The organism is Pseudomonas tohonis (assembly GCF_012767755.2).
Lineage (GTDB): Bacteria > Pseudomonadota > Gammaproteobacteria > Pseudomonadales > Pseudomonadaceae > Metapseudomonas > Metapseudomonas tohonis.
This window is the reverse complement of record NZ_AP023189.1, coordinates 4,354,581-4,369,892: the sequence shown is the minus strand read 5'-3', so window position 1 is coordinate 4,369,892 and position 15,312 is coordinate 4,354,581. Positions and strand designations below refer to the sequence as shown.

Annotated in this window: 15 protein-coding genes; all 15 read left to right on the top strand. The window is 65.9% G+C overall.

Going from position 1 to position 15,312, the window contains the following annotated elements:
* Window positions 1-32: 32 nt before the first annotated feature.
* The 15 genes from HSX14_RS19765 (at window position 33) to HSX14_RS19695 (ending at window position 15,301) form a co-directional block, all read left to right on the top strand.
* Window positions 33-410 (top strand): flagellar protein FlaG, encoded by a 378-nt coding sequence (locus HSX14_RS19765; RefSeq protein WP_173177768.1) that lies wholly within the window; start codon window positions 33-35, stop codon window positions 408-410.
* 79 nt (window positions 411-489) lie between these two features.
* Entirely contained in the window at window positions 490-1,941 is a 1,452-nt protein-coding gene (gene fliD / locus HSX14_RS19760) for a flagellar filament capping protein FliD (protein ID WP_173177770.1), read from the top strand.
* Window positions 1,942-2,068: 127 nt separating this feature from the next.
* Window positions 2,069-2,449, top strand: a complete 381-nt coding sequence (fliS, locus tag HSX14_RS19755) for a flagellar export chaperone FliS (protein WP_173177772.1) — start codon at window positions 2,069-2,071, stop codon at window positions 2,447-2,449.
* Window positions 2,450-2,463: 14 nt separating this feature from the next.
* Window positions 2,464-2,763, top strand: a complete 300-nt coding sequence (gene fliT / locus HSX14_RS19750; protein WP_173177774.1) for a flagellar protein FliT — start codon at window positions 2,464-2,466, stop codon at window positions 2,761-2,763.
* 223 nt (window positions 2,764-2,986) lie between these two features.
* Window positions 2,987-4,459 carry a sigma-54 dependent transcriptional regulator gene (locus HSX14_RS19745; protein ID WP_111260895.1) on the top strand — a complete coding sequence of 491 codons (1,473 nt, stop codon included), beginning with the start codon at window positions 2,987-2,989 and terminating at the stop codon, window positions 4,457-4,459.
* A 109-nt stretch (window positions 4,460-4,568) separates the two neighbouring features.
* The gene (locus HSX14_RS19740) at window positions 4,569-5,783 is read left to right on the top strand and encodes a sensor histidine kinase (RefSeq protein ID WP_173177776.1); all 1,215 of its coding nucleotides are present in this window, start codon (window positions 4,569-4,571) and stop codon (window positions 5,781-5,783) included.
* A gap of 4 nt (window positions 5,784-5,787) precedes the next feature.
* Window positions 5,788-7,212, top strand: coding sequence for a sigma-54-dependent response regulator transcription factor FleR (gene fleR, locus HSX14_RS19735; protein WP_173177778.1), 1,425 nt, complete (start codon window positions 5,788-5,790; stop codon window positions 7,210-7,212).
* 207 nt (window positions 7,213-7,419) lie between these two features.
* Window positions 7,420-7,752: a flagellar hook-basal body complex protein FliE gene (gene fliE, locus HSX14_RS19730; protein WP_173177780.1), complete on the top strand. Its 333-nt coding sequence runs from the start codon at window positions 7,420-7,422 to the stop codon at window positions 7,750-7,752.
* Between the two features lie 15 nt (window positions 7,753-7,767).
* Window positions 7,768-9,561, top strand: coding sequence for a flagellar basal-body MS-ring/collar protein FliF (gene fliF / locus HSX14_RS19725; protein WP_173177782.1), 1,794 nt, complete (start codon window positions 7,768-7,770; stop codon window positions 9,559-9,561).
* Window positions 9,554-10,570 carry a flagellar motor switch protein FliG gene (gene fliG / locus HSX14_RS19720; RefSeq protein WP_111260889.1) on the top strand — a complete coding sequence of 339 codons (1,017 nt, stop codon included), beginning with the start codon at window positions 9,554-9,556 and terminating at the stop codon, window positions 10,568-10,570. The genes fliF and fliG overlap by 8 nt, the downstream gene beginning before the upstream one ends.
* Window positions 10,571-10,580: 10 nt before the next feature.
* Window positions 10,581-11,414 (top strand): flagellar assembly protein FliH, encoded by an 834-nt coding sequence (fliH, locus tag HSX14_RS19715; RefSeq protein WP_173177784.1) that lies wholly within the window; start codon window positions 10,581-10,583, stop codon window positions 11,412-11,414.
* The gene (fliI, locus tag HSX14_RS19710; RefSeq protein WP_173177786.1) at window positions 11,404-12,762 is read left to right on the top strand and encodes a flagellar protein export ATPase FliI; all 1,359 of its coding nucleotides are present in this window, start codon (window positions 11,404-11,406) and stop codon (window positions 12,760-12,762) included. Before fliH ends, fliI begins: the two co-directional genes overlap by 11 nt.
* A gap of 6 nt (window positions 12,763-12,768) precedes the next feature.
* Window positions 12,769-13,218 (top strand): flagellar export protein FliJ, encoded by a 450-nt coding sequence (gene fliJ, locus HSX14_RS19705; RefSeq protein ID WP_173177788.1) that lies wholly within the window; start codon window positions 12,769-12,771, stop codon window positions 13,216-13,218.
* Window positions 13,219-13,290: 72 nt separating this feature from the next.
* Complete coding sequence (locus tag HSX14_RS19700) at window positions 13,291-13,596, top strand: STAS domain-containing protein (RefSeq protein WP_111260885.1); 306 nt, start codon at window positions 13,291-13,293, stop codon at window positions 13,594-13,596.
* A gap of 7 nt (window positions 13,597-13,603) precedes the next feature.
* Window positions 13,604-15,301 (top strand): fused response regulator/phosphatase, encoded by a 1,698-nt coding sequence (locus tag HSX14_RS19695; RefSeq protein WP_173177790.1) that lies wholly within the window; start codon window positions 13,604-13,606, stop codon window positions 15,299-15,301.
* The last annotated feature ends 11 nt before the right edge of the window (window positions 15,302-15,312 follow it).

Genomic DNA, 15,312 nt, shown 5'->3' with positions numbered 1-15,312 from the left:
TCCTCCCATTTGGCCATTGTGAGGTATGTAAAATGGATATCTCGAACATTACGTCGGTCGGTGCCCTGCCCAGGTTGGCCAAGGACCCCGTTGCCAGCGTAACGCCCGGCCAGGAGGCTGCCAGGAAGGTGGCGCCCGCCAGCAATGCGGCAAGCCCCGCCGAGGCGGATGCCCGTTCCCAGGCCCAAGGTGGTGACCTGGAATCGGCAGTCGCCGATATCCAGTCCTTCGTCCAGACGGTGAAACGCGGCCTGGACTTCAATGTCGATGACTCCAGCGGGGAAGTGGTGGTCAAGGTCATCGATACCGATTCCGGCAAGCTGATCCGGCAGATCCCCTCCGAGGAATTGCTGAAGCTCGCTGAACGCCTGGAAGACATCCGCAGTCTGATGTTCGAGGCCAAGGCTTGAGTTGGTACGTTTCTTGAGTGCCAAACTCATGATCGTTCCCCGAAGGGAACTCGGGACGTTTTTTTGACGGAGGTGTGAGATGGCTACCACCATCGGTACTGTTGGATCTGGACTCATCGATATCGATGCCACTGTGAAAGCGCTGGTGGCCAACGCCCGGGCGCCGAAGCAGAACCAGCTCGATACCCTCGAGTCGAAGTCCACGACCAAGCTCACCGCCCTCGGCTCGCTTCGGAGCGCCGTCAGTGATTTCCAGACGGCGATGTCGCTGCTCAACAGCCCCACCAGCTTCCTGTCGCGCACCGCGACCTCGAGCAACACCGCAGCGCTCAACGCCACGGCCAGCCAGAGCGCCATCGGCGGGACCTACAAGATCAACGTCACCCAACTGGCCACCGGCAGCAAGATCGCGTCCGCCGCATTCAGTACCGGCGCGACCACCAAGTTCAACGAAGGCTCGCTGGACATCAAGATCGGTGGCGACGATGCGCTGACCGTTGCCGTCGACAGCACCAACAACTCCCTTTCCGGCATCCGCGACGCGATCAACAAGCAGGGCGCGGCGAAGGGCATCACCGCCACCATCGTCACCGACAACCAGGGTTCGCGCCTGGTGTTGAGCAGCAGCAAGATGGGCGATGGCAAAGACATCACCATGACCGGCACCAGCACCTCGGGCAGCAACACCGACCTGAGCCAGCTGACCTTCCCCGGCCCGACCCTGAATCCGACGGATTTCCCGAGCACCGCCGAGTACGACGCGGCCGTGGCCAAGGCCGGCAAGACCCTGTCGACCGCCCAGAGCGCGAAACTGACGGTGGACGGCCTCAACGTGGTGAGCGACTCCAACGCAGTCACCACCGCCATCGATGGCGTCACCCTGAACCTGACCGCCGAGACCGAGGCCAACAAGCCGCTGACCCTGACCGTCTCGCAGAACAGCAGCGCGGTTAAGACCAACGTCCAGAACTTCGTCACCGCGTACAACAAGATGGTCAGCACCATCAGCTCGCTGACCAAGGTGACCACCGTGGAAGGCAGCGACCCCGTGGTGGCGGCGCTGGCCGGCGACTCCACCGCACGCTCCCTGCTCGCCTCGATGCGCAGCGAGCTGGTCACCCCCAGTGGCGAAGGCTCCGTCAAGGCCCTGGCCAGCCTGGGTATCACCACCAAGCAGGACGGCACCCTGGACCTGGACGCCACCAAGCTGGACAAGGCCATCGCCGCCGATTACCAGGGCATCTCCGATTTCTTCACCGGTGACAACGGCCTGGCCAGCCGCATGACCAAGCAGGCCAAGCCCTACACCGACTCCACCGGCGTCATCGAGCAGCGCAGCAAGGTGCTTCGCGACACCATCAAGGGGGTCGACAAGCAGCAGGAGGCCCTCGACCTGCGCATGACCGCGCTGCAGACCCGCCTGTACAAGCAGTTCACCACCCTCGACTCCCTGCTGGCGCAGATGCAGGGCACCAGCGACAGCCTGACCTCTCAGCTCGACGCACTGCCTGGCCTGACCAAGAAGAACTGACCGAACCCGAGGTTTGGTCAGCTCGCGTCTTAATGACGAAAAAAGCTCAGCAGGAGGCTTAAAGCTCCCGTGAAACCAGCCGATATTATGGACATCGAAGAAACACTGGTTCACGAGGAGTTGCGAGATGAGAGCGATGTTGGCCATGAAGCAGTATCAGCAGGTGAATGTTCAGGCTCAGGTCTCTGATGCAAGCCCTCATCGCCTGATCCAGATGCTGATGGAAGGCGGGCTTGAACGCATGGCTCAGGCCCAGGGCGCGATGATGCGCGACCAGGGTTCACTGAAAGGCGAGCTGATCAGCAAATCCATCGGTATCATCGGCGGCCTCCGCGAAGCACTGGACCCGACTCGCGGTGGCGAAGTCGCGGCCAATCTCGATCGCCTGTACGAATACATGATCGCGCGCCTCATCCACGCCAACAAAGCCAACGATCCTGCGGTTCTCACCGAGGTTGCCGGCCTGCTGCGTGAAGTGAAGTCCGGCTGGGATGCCATAGCGCCCTGAGTTAGGAGAGGAAAATGAGCCAAGCCATGCTCCAGCAGATCGAAGAAACCCGCCTGGCCCTGGTCTCCGCCTTCGAGAGCCAGGACTGGGAAATCGTGAGCCAGCTCGACCGCCAGTGCCGCGACCAGGTGAATGTCGCCATGCTCGATTGCGCCGACATGGAAGAGGGCCTGCGTGCCCAGCTGGAAGCGCTGATCGATGTCTACCGTCGTCTCACCGAAGCCTGTGCCCAGCAGCGCGACCAGGTCGCCGACGAACTCCGCAATCTCGTCCGTTCCAACCAGAGCGCCAAGGTCTATCAACTGTTCGGTTGATAGCGTCCCGATGCGGCGTCGACAGGTGATCGGCGCTGCACCCTCAGCCTCTTAGGCTATCTGTCGCCAGACGCAAAAAAAGCACGCCATAAATTTGACTCTTGGCACTTTTTTGACTTTACTAGTGGCCAATTGCTGGCGCTCATCGGGAATCTGATGGCACCGGTTGCCCTTGTGCCGCTGCAGAGGCGGCATCAGCCCTCGAGCAAAGAACAGAACAAGCATGTGGCGTGAAACCAAGATTCTGCTGATTGACGACAACAGCGATCGCCGCCGTGATCTGGCGGTCATTCTGAACTTTCTCGGCGAAGAGCACCTGGCCTGCGCCAGCCGCGACTGGCGTGAAGCCGTCGGCGCGCTGAACGCCACGCGCGATGTGCTCTGCGTCCTGCTCGGGGATGTCGAGTCCAAGGGCGGCACCACCGAGCTGCTCAAGCAGGTGGCGACCTGGGACGAGTTCCTGCCCGTGCTGCTGATCGACCAGGTGGTCCCGGCCGACTGGTCCGACGAGGTGCGCCGCCGCGTGCTGGCCAGCCTCGAGATGCCGCCCAGCTACAACAAGCTGCTGGATTCCCTGCACCGTGCCCAGGTCTACCGCGAGATGTACGACCAGGCGCGCGAGCGCGGCCGCCAGCGCGAGCCGAACCTGTTCCGCAGCCTGGTGGGCACCAGCCGTGCCATCCAGCAGGTGCGCCAGATGATGCAGCAGGTGGCCGACACCGACGCCAGCGTGCTGATCCTGGGTGAATCGGGCACCGGCAAGGAAGTGGTGGCGCGCAACCTGCACTACCACTCCAAACGTCGCGACGCGCCCTTCGTTCCGGTCAACTGCGGCGCCATCCCTGCCGAGCTGCTGGAAAGCGAACTATTCGGCCATGAGAAGGGTGCTTTCACCGGTGCCATCACCAGCCGTGCCGGGCGTTTCGAACTGGCCAACGGCGGCACCTTGTTCCTCGACGAGATCGGCGACATGCCGCTGCCGATGCAGGTCAAGCTGCTGCGCGTGCTTCAGGAGCGCACCTTCGAACGCGTGGGCAGCAACAAGACCCAGAACGTCGATGTGCGCATCATCGCCGCCACCCACAAAAACCTCGAGCAGATGATCGAGACCGGCGGCTTCCGCGAAGACCTCTACTACCGCCTCAACGTGTTCCCCATCGAGATGGCCCCGCTGCGCGAGCGCGTCGAGGACATCCCGCTGCTGATGAACGAGCTGATCTCGCGCATGGAGCACGAGAAGCGTGGCTCCATCCGTTTCAACTCCGCCGCCATCATGTCGCTGTGCAACCACGACTGGCCCGGCAACGTCCGCGAGCTGGCCAACCTGGTGGAGCGCATGGCGATCATGCATCCCTACGGCGTCATCGGCGTGACCGAACTGCCGAAGAAATTCCGCCACGTGGATGACGAGGACGAGCAACTGGCCGCCAGCCTGCGCGAGGAGCTCGAAGAGCGCTCCGCCATCGGTGCCGGCCTGCCTGGCGTCAGCAGCCCGGCGATGCTGCCGCCCGAGGGCCTGGACCTCAAGGACTACCTGGGCAACCTCGAGCAGGGGCTGATCCAGCAGGCCCTGGACGACGCCGCCGGCGTGGTGGCCCGCGCCGCCGAGCGCCTGCGCATCCGCCGCACCACCCTGGTGGAGAAGATGCGCAAGTACGGCATGAGCCGTCGCGACGACGAAATGGCAGAAGATTGACGCTTATTTCGTAATTCGTTGTTTTAAAAGGATGTTTTTTTAGGCACGGGTATTGCTATGTCTCTATCGACTGACCGTCTCCTGACGGTTTGCCGAGCGAGAGAGAATCATGACCGCCAGTGCCAGCCCATCGCAGAAACCTGAGTCCGCCAGTGCGGCGCCCGTGGAAGAGGCCGGCCGAGCCAGCCTCGAGCAGGCGTTCGCCATGTTCAACCAGATGTCCAACCAGCTGAGCGAGTCGTACAGCCTGTTGGAAGCTCGGGTGACGGAACTCAAGGGGCAGCTGGCCCTGGTCAGCGCCCAGCGCATGCAGGAACTCGCCGAGAAGGAACGCCTGGCCCTGCGCCTGCAGAGCCTGCTCGACCTGCTGCCCGGCGGTGTCATCGTCATCGACGGCCAGGGCGTGGTCCGGGAAGCCAACCCCGTGGCGCGCAGCCTGCTCGGCAAGCCGCTGGTGGGGATGCTCTGGCGCGAGGTCATCGCCCGCAACTTCGCCCCCCGCAAGGACGATGGCCACGAGATATCCATGAAGGACGGCCGCCGCCTGTCCATCGCCACCCGTTCATTGAACGGCGAGCCCGGGCAACTGGTGTTGCTCGCCGACCTCACCGAAACCCGTCGCCTGCAGGACCAACTGGCCCGCCACGAGCGCCTCTCCGCGCTGGGGCGCATGGTCGCCTCCCTGGCCCACCAGATCCGTACGCCGCTTTCCGCAGCATTGCTCTATGCCAGCCATCTCACCGAGCAGGTACTGCCGGTGGAGCAGCAGCAGCGTTTCGCCGGGCGCCTGAAGGAGCGGCTGCACGAGCTGGAGCACCAAGTGCGCGACATGCTGATCTTCGCCCGCGGCGACCTGCCGCTGCCGGATCGCCTGAAGCCGGTGATGCTCTTCGCCGCATTGCGCTCGGCCGCCGAATCCCATGTCAGTGGCCTCTCCGTACGCTGGCAGTGCGACGCCAGCGGCGGCGAACTGCTGTGCAACCGCGACACCCTGGTGGGGTCGCTGCTCAACCTCATCGAAAACGCCATCCAGGCCGCCGGCCGCGATGTGCGCCTGAAGATCCACCTGTACAGCCGGGGCGGCACGCTGCGCCTGTGCATCAGTGACAACGGCCCGGGCATGGATGCCGCCACCCTGGCTCGCCTGGGCGAACCCTTCTTCACCACCAAGACCACCGGAACGGGCCTCGGCCTCGCGGTGGTCAAGGCGGTGGCGCGTGCGCACCAGGGCGAGTTGCTGCTCAGCTCCCGCCCGGGTCGTGGCACCTGCGCCACCCTGGTCCTGCCGCTGCTTGGCACGGCACAGCCGGTAATTCAGGAGTAACCCCATGACCGTCAAAGTTCTGTTGGTCGAAGACGACCGTGCCCTGCGCGAAGCGCTTGCCGACACCCTGATGCTCGGCGGCTACGACTTCCGCGAAGCGGATTGCGCCGAGGCCGCCCTGGTGGCGCTCGGCGAGGAGCCTTTCGGCATGATGATCAGCGACGTCAACATGCCCGGCATGGATGGCCACCAGTTGCTCGCGCTGGTGCGTACCCGCTACCCGCAATTGCCGGTGCTGCTGATGACCGCCTATGGCGCCGTGGAGCGCGCGGTCGATGCGATCCGCCAGGGCGCCGCCGATTACCTGGTCAAGCCCTTCGAGCCGCGCGCACTGCTGGAATTGGTCGAGCGCCATGCCCTGGGGCGTGCCAGCGCCGGCGAAGGGGAGGGCCCCGTGGCCCAGGAGCCGGCCAGCCTGCAACTGCTGGAACTGGCCGCCCGCGTGGCCCGTAGCGACTCCACTGTGCTGATCTCCGGTGAGTCCGGCACCGGCAAGGAGGTGCTCGCCCGCTACATCCACCAGCAGTCGCCGCGTGCCAACAAGCCCTTCATCGCGATCAACTGCGCGGCGATCCCCGACAACATGCTCGAGGCGACCCTGTTCGGCCACGAGAAGGGGGCCTTCACCGGCGCCATCGCCGCCCAGCCCGGCAAGTTCGAACTGGCCGATGGCGGCACCATCCTCCTCGACGAGATTTCCGAGATGCCCCTGGGCCTGCAGGCCAAGCTGCTGCGCGTACTGCAGGAGCGCGAGGTGGAGCGGGTCGGTGCGCGCAAGCCCATCGAACTGGACATCCGCGTGCTCGCCACCACCAACCGCGACCTCGCCGGCGAAGTGGCGGCGGGGCGCTTCCGCGAGGACCTCTACTACCGGCTCTCGGTCTTCCCCCTGGCCTGGCGCGCGTTGCGCGAGCGTCCGGCGGACATCCTGCCCCTGGCCGAGCGCCTGCTGGGCAAGCACGTCAAGAAAATGAACCACGCCCCGGTGCGCTTCTCCGCCGAGGCGCGCCAGGCGCTGGTCAGCCACCCCTGGCCGGGCAACGTCCGCGAGCTGGACAACGCCATCCAGCGTGCGCTGATCCTCCAGCAGGGCGGCCTGATCCAGCCCCATGACCTGTGCCTCACCGCGCCCATCGGCATGGCCGTCGCACCGGTATCGGTACCCCTGAGCCCGGTTGCGGCCGTCGTTCCGGCGCCGGTCGGCCTGCCCGCCAGCCCTGCCGCGTCCGCTGCGGACGCCGCGGGCGCGCTGGGCGAAGACCTTCGTCGACACGAATTCCAGATGATCATCGACATCCTGCGTTCCGAGCGCGGCCGCCGCAAGGAAGCCGCCGAACGCCTGGGCATCAGCCCGCGCACCTTGCGCTACAAGCTCGCGCAGATGCGCGATGCGGGCATGGATGTGGAGGCGTATTTGTATGCCAGCTGACGCTGGGAGTCGCGCTAGCGCTTGAGCGGCAAGCTGCAAGCTTCAAGAAATCTGGCCTACTCACCCCGAGTGGGCCTGCTCCTGCCTGCTACTTGAAGCTTGCCGCTTGAAGCTTGCAGCTCTCCACCCCCACCTTGGCACCCTTGTTGCAACCTCCCCCGCAAAGACCGCTCCAGTGTCAAAAAATTGCGGTCGCGGAGGAATGTGATGAGCCAGGGTGTCGAATTCAATCGCCTGATGTTGGAAATGCGCTCCATGCAGATGGAGGCCATGGCCCGTACCAAGCCCGTGGCCAGCGCTACGCCCGAGGTCAATGCGCCGAGCTTTTCCGACATGCTCGGCCAGGCCGTCAACAAGGTGAACGAAACCCAGCAGGCGTCCAGCCAGCTCGCCACCGCTTTCGAGATGGGGCAGAGCGGCGTCGACATCACCGACGTGATGATCGCCTCGCAAAAGGCCAGCGTGTCCTTCCAGGCCATGACCCAGGTGCGCAACAAGCTGGTCCAGGCGTATCAAGACATCATGCAGATGCCGGTTTAAGGGCAGGGTTGAGAAATGGCAGACGCGGCAACCGCTAACGTCCCGGCCCAGGCGGGCGAGCAAGGCGAGAAGAAGCCCCTGTTCGGGCTGGCATTCCTGGAAAACCTGTCGCAGATGAGCATGCTGCGCCAGATCGGCCTGCTGGTCGGTCTCGCCGCCAGCGTAGCGATCGGTTTCGCCGTGGTGCTCTGGTCGCAACAGCCGGACTACCGCCCGCTGTACGGCAGCCTCAGCGGCATGGACGCCAACCAGGTGATGGAAGCCCTGAACGGTGCCGACATCCCCTACAAGATCGAACCCAACTCCGGCGCCCTGCTGGTCAAGGCCGACGACGTCGCCCGTGCCCGCATCAAGCTGGCCGGCGCCGGTATCGCGCCGAACGATGGCAACGTCGGCTACGAGATCCTCGACCAGGAGCAGGGCCTCGGCACCAGCCAGTTCATGGAAGCGACCCGCTACCGTCGTGGCCTGGAAGGCGAGCTTGCACGCACCATCTCCAGCCTGAACAACGTCAAGGGCGCTCGCGTGCACCTGGCCATTCCCAAGAGCTCGGTGTTCGTCCGCGACGAGCGCAAGCCCAGCGCCTCGGTGCTGGTCGAGCTGTACCCGGGGCGTTCCCTGGAGCCGAGCCAGGTGATGGCGATCGTCAACCTGGTCGCCACCAGCGTGCCGGAACTGGACAAGGGCCAGGTCACTGTCGTGGACCAGAAGGGCACGCTGCTGTCCGACCAGCAGGAGCTTTCCGAGCTGTCCATGGCAGGCAAGCAGTACGATTACACGCGCCGCATGGAAGGCCTGTTCACCCAGCGCGTGCACAGCATCCTGCAGCCGGTGCTGGGCAATGGCCGCTACAAGGCCGAAGTGTCCGCGGACGTCGACTTCAGCGCGGTGGAGTCCACCGCCGAAATGTTCAACCCGGACCAGCCGGCACTGCGCAGCGAGCAGAAGCTCAATGAGGAGCGCCAGGCCGCCTCCGGTCCGCAGGGCGTTCCCGGCGCGCTGTCCAACCAGCCCCCGGGCCCTGCCACTGCCCCGCAGCAGGCGGCTCCGGCCGCTGCCGCACCGGCCGTGGCGCCCGGCCAGCCGATCCTCGACGACAACGGCCAGCAGATCATCGACCAGGCCACCGGCAAGCCGATGCTGGCGCCGTACCCGACCGACAAGCGCGACCAGACCACGCGCAACTTCGAGCTGGACCGTTCCATCAGCTATACCAAGCAGCAGCAGGGTCGCCTGCGCCGGCTTTCCGTCGCCGTGGTGCTCGATGACCAGATCAAGGTCAACGCCCAGGGCGAGACCACCCATGTGCCCTGGACGGCCGACGAGATCGCCCGCTTCACCCGCCTGGTGCAGGATGCCGTGGGCTTCGATGCCAGTCGTGGCGACAGCGTCAGCGTGATCAACACCCCGTTCGTCGGCGGTGGCGACGAGGTGATCGAACTGCCGTGGTACGAACAGGTCTGGTTCCAGATGCTGACCTCGGGCCTGAAGCAGCTCTTCCCGGCGCTGCTGATCCTGATCCTGGTGTGGTTCGTGCTGCGTCCGGTGCTCAACAACATCTCCGGCGGCGGCAAGGGCAAGGACCTGGTCGGCGGCGGTCGCGACGGCGACGTCGAGCTGGGCGAAATGGGTGGGCTGTCCGGCGAGCTGTCCGATGATCGGGTGAGCCTCGGTGGGCCGCAAAGCATCCTGCTGCCGAGCCCGAGCGAGGGGTATGATGCACAACTGAACGCGATCAAGAGCCTGGTAGCCGAAGACCCGGGTCGCGTGGCCCTGGTAGTCAAAGAGTGGATCAACGCCGATGAGTGATAACCGCGCCCCGGTCAAGCTGACCAAGGTGGACAAGGCCGCCATTCTGCTCCTTTCCCTCGGCGAGACCGATGCCGCGCAGGTGCTGCGCCACATGGGCCCGAAGGAAGTGCAGAAGGTCGGCGTGGCGATGGCGCAGATGCGCAACGTGCATCGCGAGCAGGTCGAGCAGGTGATGGGCGAGTTCGTCGAGATCGTCGGCGACCAGACCAGCCTGGGCGTCGGCGCCGACGGCTACATCCGCAAGATGCTCACCCAGGCCCTGGGCGAGGACAAGGCCAACAACCTGATCGACCGCATCCTCCTGGGCGGCAGCACCAGCGGCCTGGACAGCCTGAAGTGGATGGAGCCGCGCGCCGTGGCCGATGTCATCCGCTACGAGCACCCGCAGATCCAGGCCATCGTGGTCGCCTACCTCGACCCGGACCAGGCCGGCGAGGTGCTCAGCCACTTCGACCACAAGGTGCGCCTGGACATCATCCTGCGCGTCTCCTCGCTGAACACCGTGCAGCCTTCCGCGCTCAAGGAACTCAACCTCATCCTCGAGAAGCAGTTCGCCGGCAACGCCAGCTCCACCCGCACCACCATGGGTGGCGTGAAACGCGCGGCGGACATCATGAACTTCCTCGACAGCTCGGTGGAGGGCCAGCTCATGGACTCCATCCGCGAGGTGGACGAGGACCTGTCCAGCCAGATCGAGGACCTGATGTTCGTCTTCGACAACCTGGCCGACGTCGACGACCGCGGCATCCAGGCGCTGATGCGCGAGGTGTCCTCCGATGTGCTGGTGCTGGCCCTCAAGGGGTCGGACGAGGCGATCAAGGAGAAGGTCTTCAAGAACATGTCCAAGCGAGCGGCCGAGCTGCTGCGCGACGACCTCGAGGCCAAGGGCCCGGTCCGCGTCAGCGACGTCGAGACCGCGCAGAAGGAAATCCTCACCATCGCCCGTCGCATGGCCGAAGCCGGAGAAATCGTGCTCGGCGGCAAGGGCGGCGAAGAAATGATCTGAGGCCCGCCCGATGGCTACCAAGGAAGCGCAGAGCGAGCTGATCCGCGCCAAGGACGTGAGCGCCTTCGACCGCTGGTCCCTGCCCAGCTTCGACCCCGAGGGGCCCGCCGATGTGGCCGAGGAGCCGGTCGAGCCCGTCCGGCAGCCGGACGCACCGGCCACTGCCGAAGCCGCTGAAGCCGCCCTGATGCTGGAAACGCCCCAGGCGATCGAGGAGGTCGAGCCCGAGGCCGTCAAGCCGCTGACGCTCGATGAGCTGGAAGCGATCCGCCAGGACGCCTACAACGAGGGCTTCGCCACCGGCGAGAAGGACGGCTTCCACGCCGGCCAGATCAAGGCACGGCAGGAGGCCGAGGTGGCCACCAACGCGCGCCTGGAGTCCCTGGAAAGCCTCATGGGCCAGCTCATGGCGCCCATCGCCGAACAGGACCAGCAGCTGGAGGAGGCCATGGTGCACCTGATCGGGCAGATCACCCGCCAGGTCATCCAGCGCGAATTGGCGATGGACTCCAGCCAGATCCGCCAGATCCTGCGCGAGGCCCTGAAGCTGCTGCCCATGGGCGCCAGCAACCTGCGCATCCACATCAACCCGCAGGACTTCGAGCTGGTGAAGGCCCTGCGCGAGCGCCACGAAGAAACCTGGCGCATCCTCGAGGACGAGACGCTGCTGCCCGGTGGCTGTCGCATCGAGACCGAGCACAGCCGCGTCGATGCCAGCATCGAGACGCGCATGAGCCAGGCGCTCAAGCAGCTGTTCGACCAGCAGCGCGAGCAGAAGGTACACCCGCCGGCTGCCGACATCGCCCTCGACCTGAGTTCCCCGGAACCTCCCCATGCGTCTTGAGCGCATCAGCTTCGCCAAGCGCCTCGGCGGCTACGCCGATGCCGTACGGCTGCCCACCCAGCCGGTGGTGGAGGGGCGCCTGCTGCGCATGGTCGGCCTCACCCTCGAGGCCGAAGGCCTGCGCGCCGCGATCGGCAGCCGCTGCCTGGTGATCAACGACGACAGCTACCACCCGGTGCAGGTCGAAGGCGAGGTCATGGGCTTTTCCGGCAACAAGATCTACCTGATGCCGGTGGGCAGCCTCGCCGGCATCGCCCCGGGTGCGCGCGTGGTGCCGCTGCCCGATACCGGGCGCCTGCCCATGGGCATGTCCATGCTCGGCCGCGTGCTCGATGGCGCCGGGCGCGCCCTGGACGGCAAGGGCGGGATGAAGGCCGAGGACTGGGTGGCGATGGACGGCCCGGTGATCAACCCGCTCAACCGCGACCCCATTTCCGTGCCGCTGGACGTCGGTATCCGCTCCATCAACGGCCTGCTCACCGTGGGCCGGGGCCAGCGCCTCGGCCTGTTCGCCGGCACCGGCGTCGGCAAGTCGGTGCTGCTGGGCATGATGACCCGCTTCACCGAGGCGGAGATCATCGTCGTCGGCCTGATCGGCGAGCGGGGCCGCGAGGTCAAGGAATTCATCGAGCACATCCTCGGCGAGGAGGGCATCAAGCGTTCCGTGGTGGTCGCATCCCCGGCGGACGACGCCCCGCTGATGCGCATGCGCGCCGCCATGTACTGCACGCGCATCGCCGAGTACTTCCGCGACAAGGGCAAGAACGTCCTGCTGCTGATGGATTCGCTGACCCGCTTCGCCCAGGCCCAGCGGGAAATCGCCCTGGCCATCGGCGAGCCTCCGGCGACCAAGGGTTACCCGCCATCGGTGTTCGCCAAGCTGCCCAAACTGGTGGAGCGTGCCGGCAATGGCGAGAAGGGCGGGGGCTCCATCACCGCCTTCTACACCGTGTTGTCCGAGGGCGACGACCAGCAGGACCCGATCGCCGACGCTGCGCGGGGCGTGCTCGATGGCCACTTCGTGCTGTCACGACGCCTGGCGGAGGAGGGGCACTACCCGGCCATCGACATCGAGGCGTCGATCAGCCGGGTCATGCCCCAGGTGGTCAGCCCGGAGCACATGAAGCTGGCCCAGCGCTTCAAGCAACTGTGGTCGCGCTACCAGCAGAGCCGCGACCTGATCAGCGTCGGGGCCTATGTCGCCGGTGGCGACGCCGACACCGACCTGGCCATCGCCCGGCAACCGGCCATGGCCCGCTACCTCCACCAGGGGCTCAACGAAAGCGAGCCGCTGGCGCAGAGTGTCGAGCGCCTGGCAGCGGTGTTGAACACCGGCAGCGCGGGCTGATGATCCATGGCCCGTGACCGCGCCGCGCGCCTGGCCCCCGTCGTGGACATGGCGCAGAAAGCCGAGCGCGACGCCGCCCGCCAGGTCGGCCACTGCCAGGGTCTGCTCGGCCAGGCCGAAGGCAAGCTCGGCGATCTCGAGCGTTTCCGGTCCGACTACCAGCAGCAGTGGATCACCCAGGGCAGCAAGGGCGTCTCCGGCCAGTGGCTGACCAACTACCAGCGCTTTCTCTCGCAATTGGAAACGGCCGTCGCCCAGCAGACCCAGAGCGTGGCCTGGCACCGCGAGAACCTGGTCAAGGCGCGTGAGGCCTGGCAGCAGCGCTACGCACGCCTGGAAGGCCTGAAGAAACTGGTGCAGCGCTACATCGACGAAGCGCGGGCGATCCAGGACAAGCGCGAGCAGAAGCTGCTCGACGAGCTCTCGCAACGCCTCATCGGGCGTGAGGAACGCTAAATCGCGGTTGCCGAGGCTCCAGGCGGGTGCTAAATCTTCAGCACGCGTTTTCATCTGATCAAGGAGTCTTGCATGGCCATCACCTCGCTGCCTTCGAGCGACGGGCAAGAGTTGACCATCGTCATCCAGGGACGTTTCGATTTCGGGGCCCACCAGGAATTTCGCGACGCCTACGAGCGCGTGAGCATCCACCCCACGCGCTACGTGGTGGACCTCAAGGGCACCACCTACCTCGACAGCTCGGCCCTGGGCATGCTGCTCCTGCTGCGTGACCACGCAGGCGGCGACAGCGCGCAGATCCGCCTGGTGAACTGCAACCCCGACGTCCGCAAGATCCTCGCCATCTCCAACTTCGAACAGCTGTTCCAGATTGCCTGAAACCGCCATGTCGGCCCGCCTGTCGATCCTCATCGCCGAGGACAACGCAGCCGACCGCATGCTGCTCTCCACCATCGTCAACCGCCAGGGCCACCGTGCCCTGACGGCGGCCAATGGCCTGGAAGCGGTGGCGCTGTTCGAGCAGGAGCGGCCGGACATGGTGCTGATGGACGCGCTGATGCCGGTCATGGACGGCTTCGAGGCCGCGCGCCGGATCAAGCAACTGGCGGGCGAGGAGCTGGTGCCGATCATCTTCCTCACCTCGCTGACCGAGAACGAGGCGCTGGTGCGCTGCCTGGAAGCCGGGGGTGACGACTTCCTCGCCAAGCCCTACAACCGCGTCATCCTCGAAGCCAAGATCAAGGCCATGGATCGCCTGCGCCGGCTGCAGGAGACGGTCCTGCACCAGCGCGACCTGATCGCCAAGCACAACGAGCACCTGCTCACCGAGCAGCGGGTGGCCAAGGCGGTGTTCGACAAGGTGGCTCACTCCGGCTGCCTCAACGCCTCCAACATCCGCTACCTGCAATCGCCCTACGCGCTGTTCAATGGCGACCTGCTTTTGGCCGCGTTCAAGCCTTCCGGCGGCATGCACGTGCTGCTCGGCGACTTCACCGGCCACGGCTTGCCGGCCGCCATCGGCGCGATGCCGCTGGCGGAGGTGTTCTACGGGATGACCGCCAAGGGCTACGCGATGGCCGACATCCTCCGGGAGATGAACGCCAAGCTGAAGCGCATCCTGCCGGTGGGCGTGTTCTGCTGCGCGACCCTGCTCAACCTCAGCTTCCAGCGCCGTGTGCTGGAGGTGTGGAACGGCGGCCTGCCCGATGGCTACCTGCGCCGTGCCGACGGCAGCCCGGTGGTGCCGCTGGTGTCGCGGCACCTGCCGCTCGGGGTGCTCGACCCCGCGGTGTTCGACGCCAAGTACGAGGTCTACCCGATCGAGGTCGGTGACCGCGTATTCCTCTGGTCCGACGGCGTGCTGGAAACCCGCAATGAGGCCGGCGAGCTGTTCGGTGACGAACGCCTGCAGCGGGTGTTCGCCGGCAACACCCGCCCCGAGCAGCTGTTCGATGAGATCCAGCGCACCCTGGCCGCGTTCCGTGGCGAGGCACAGGACGACGTCAGCATGATCGAGGTGGCGCTCGTCGAGGATCTCGAACAGCGTCCGCAACTGGCCTTCACCGACAGCGGCCAACTGAGCCCGCTGGACTGGTCCGCCTGCTTCGAATTCCGCGCCCAGACCCTCAAGCGCTTCAATCCCCTGCCTTTCCTCCTGCAGCTGCTGCTGGAGGTGCAGGGGTTGCGCGACCAGGGCGGGGCGCTCTACACCGTGCTCGCCGAGCTCTACTCCAACGCACTGGAGCACGGTGTGCTGGGCCTGGACTCGTCGCTCAAGCGCGATGCGCGCGGCTTCGCCGAGTACTATCGCGAGCGCGCCCTGCGCCTGGCCTGCCTGGAGGACGGCCATGTGCGCATCCACCTCGAACTGCTGCCCGAGGGCGAGGAGGGCGGGCGCCTGTCGATCCGGGTCGAGGACAGCGGCAAGGGCTTCGATGCGCGGGCGGTGCTGGCGCGTGCGGCGGACACCTCCCGCCTCAGCGGCCGAGGCCTGACCCTGGTCAGACAACTTGCCGCGCGCTGCGACTTGCCGGAGGATGGCAAGGGCATTCGCGCGGAGTTCGTCTGGCCGCGCCCATCCTGATTCCCATCGTG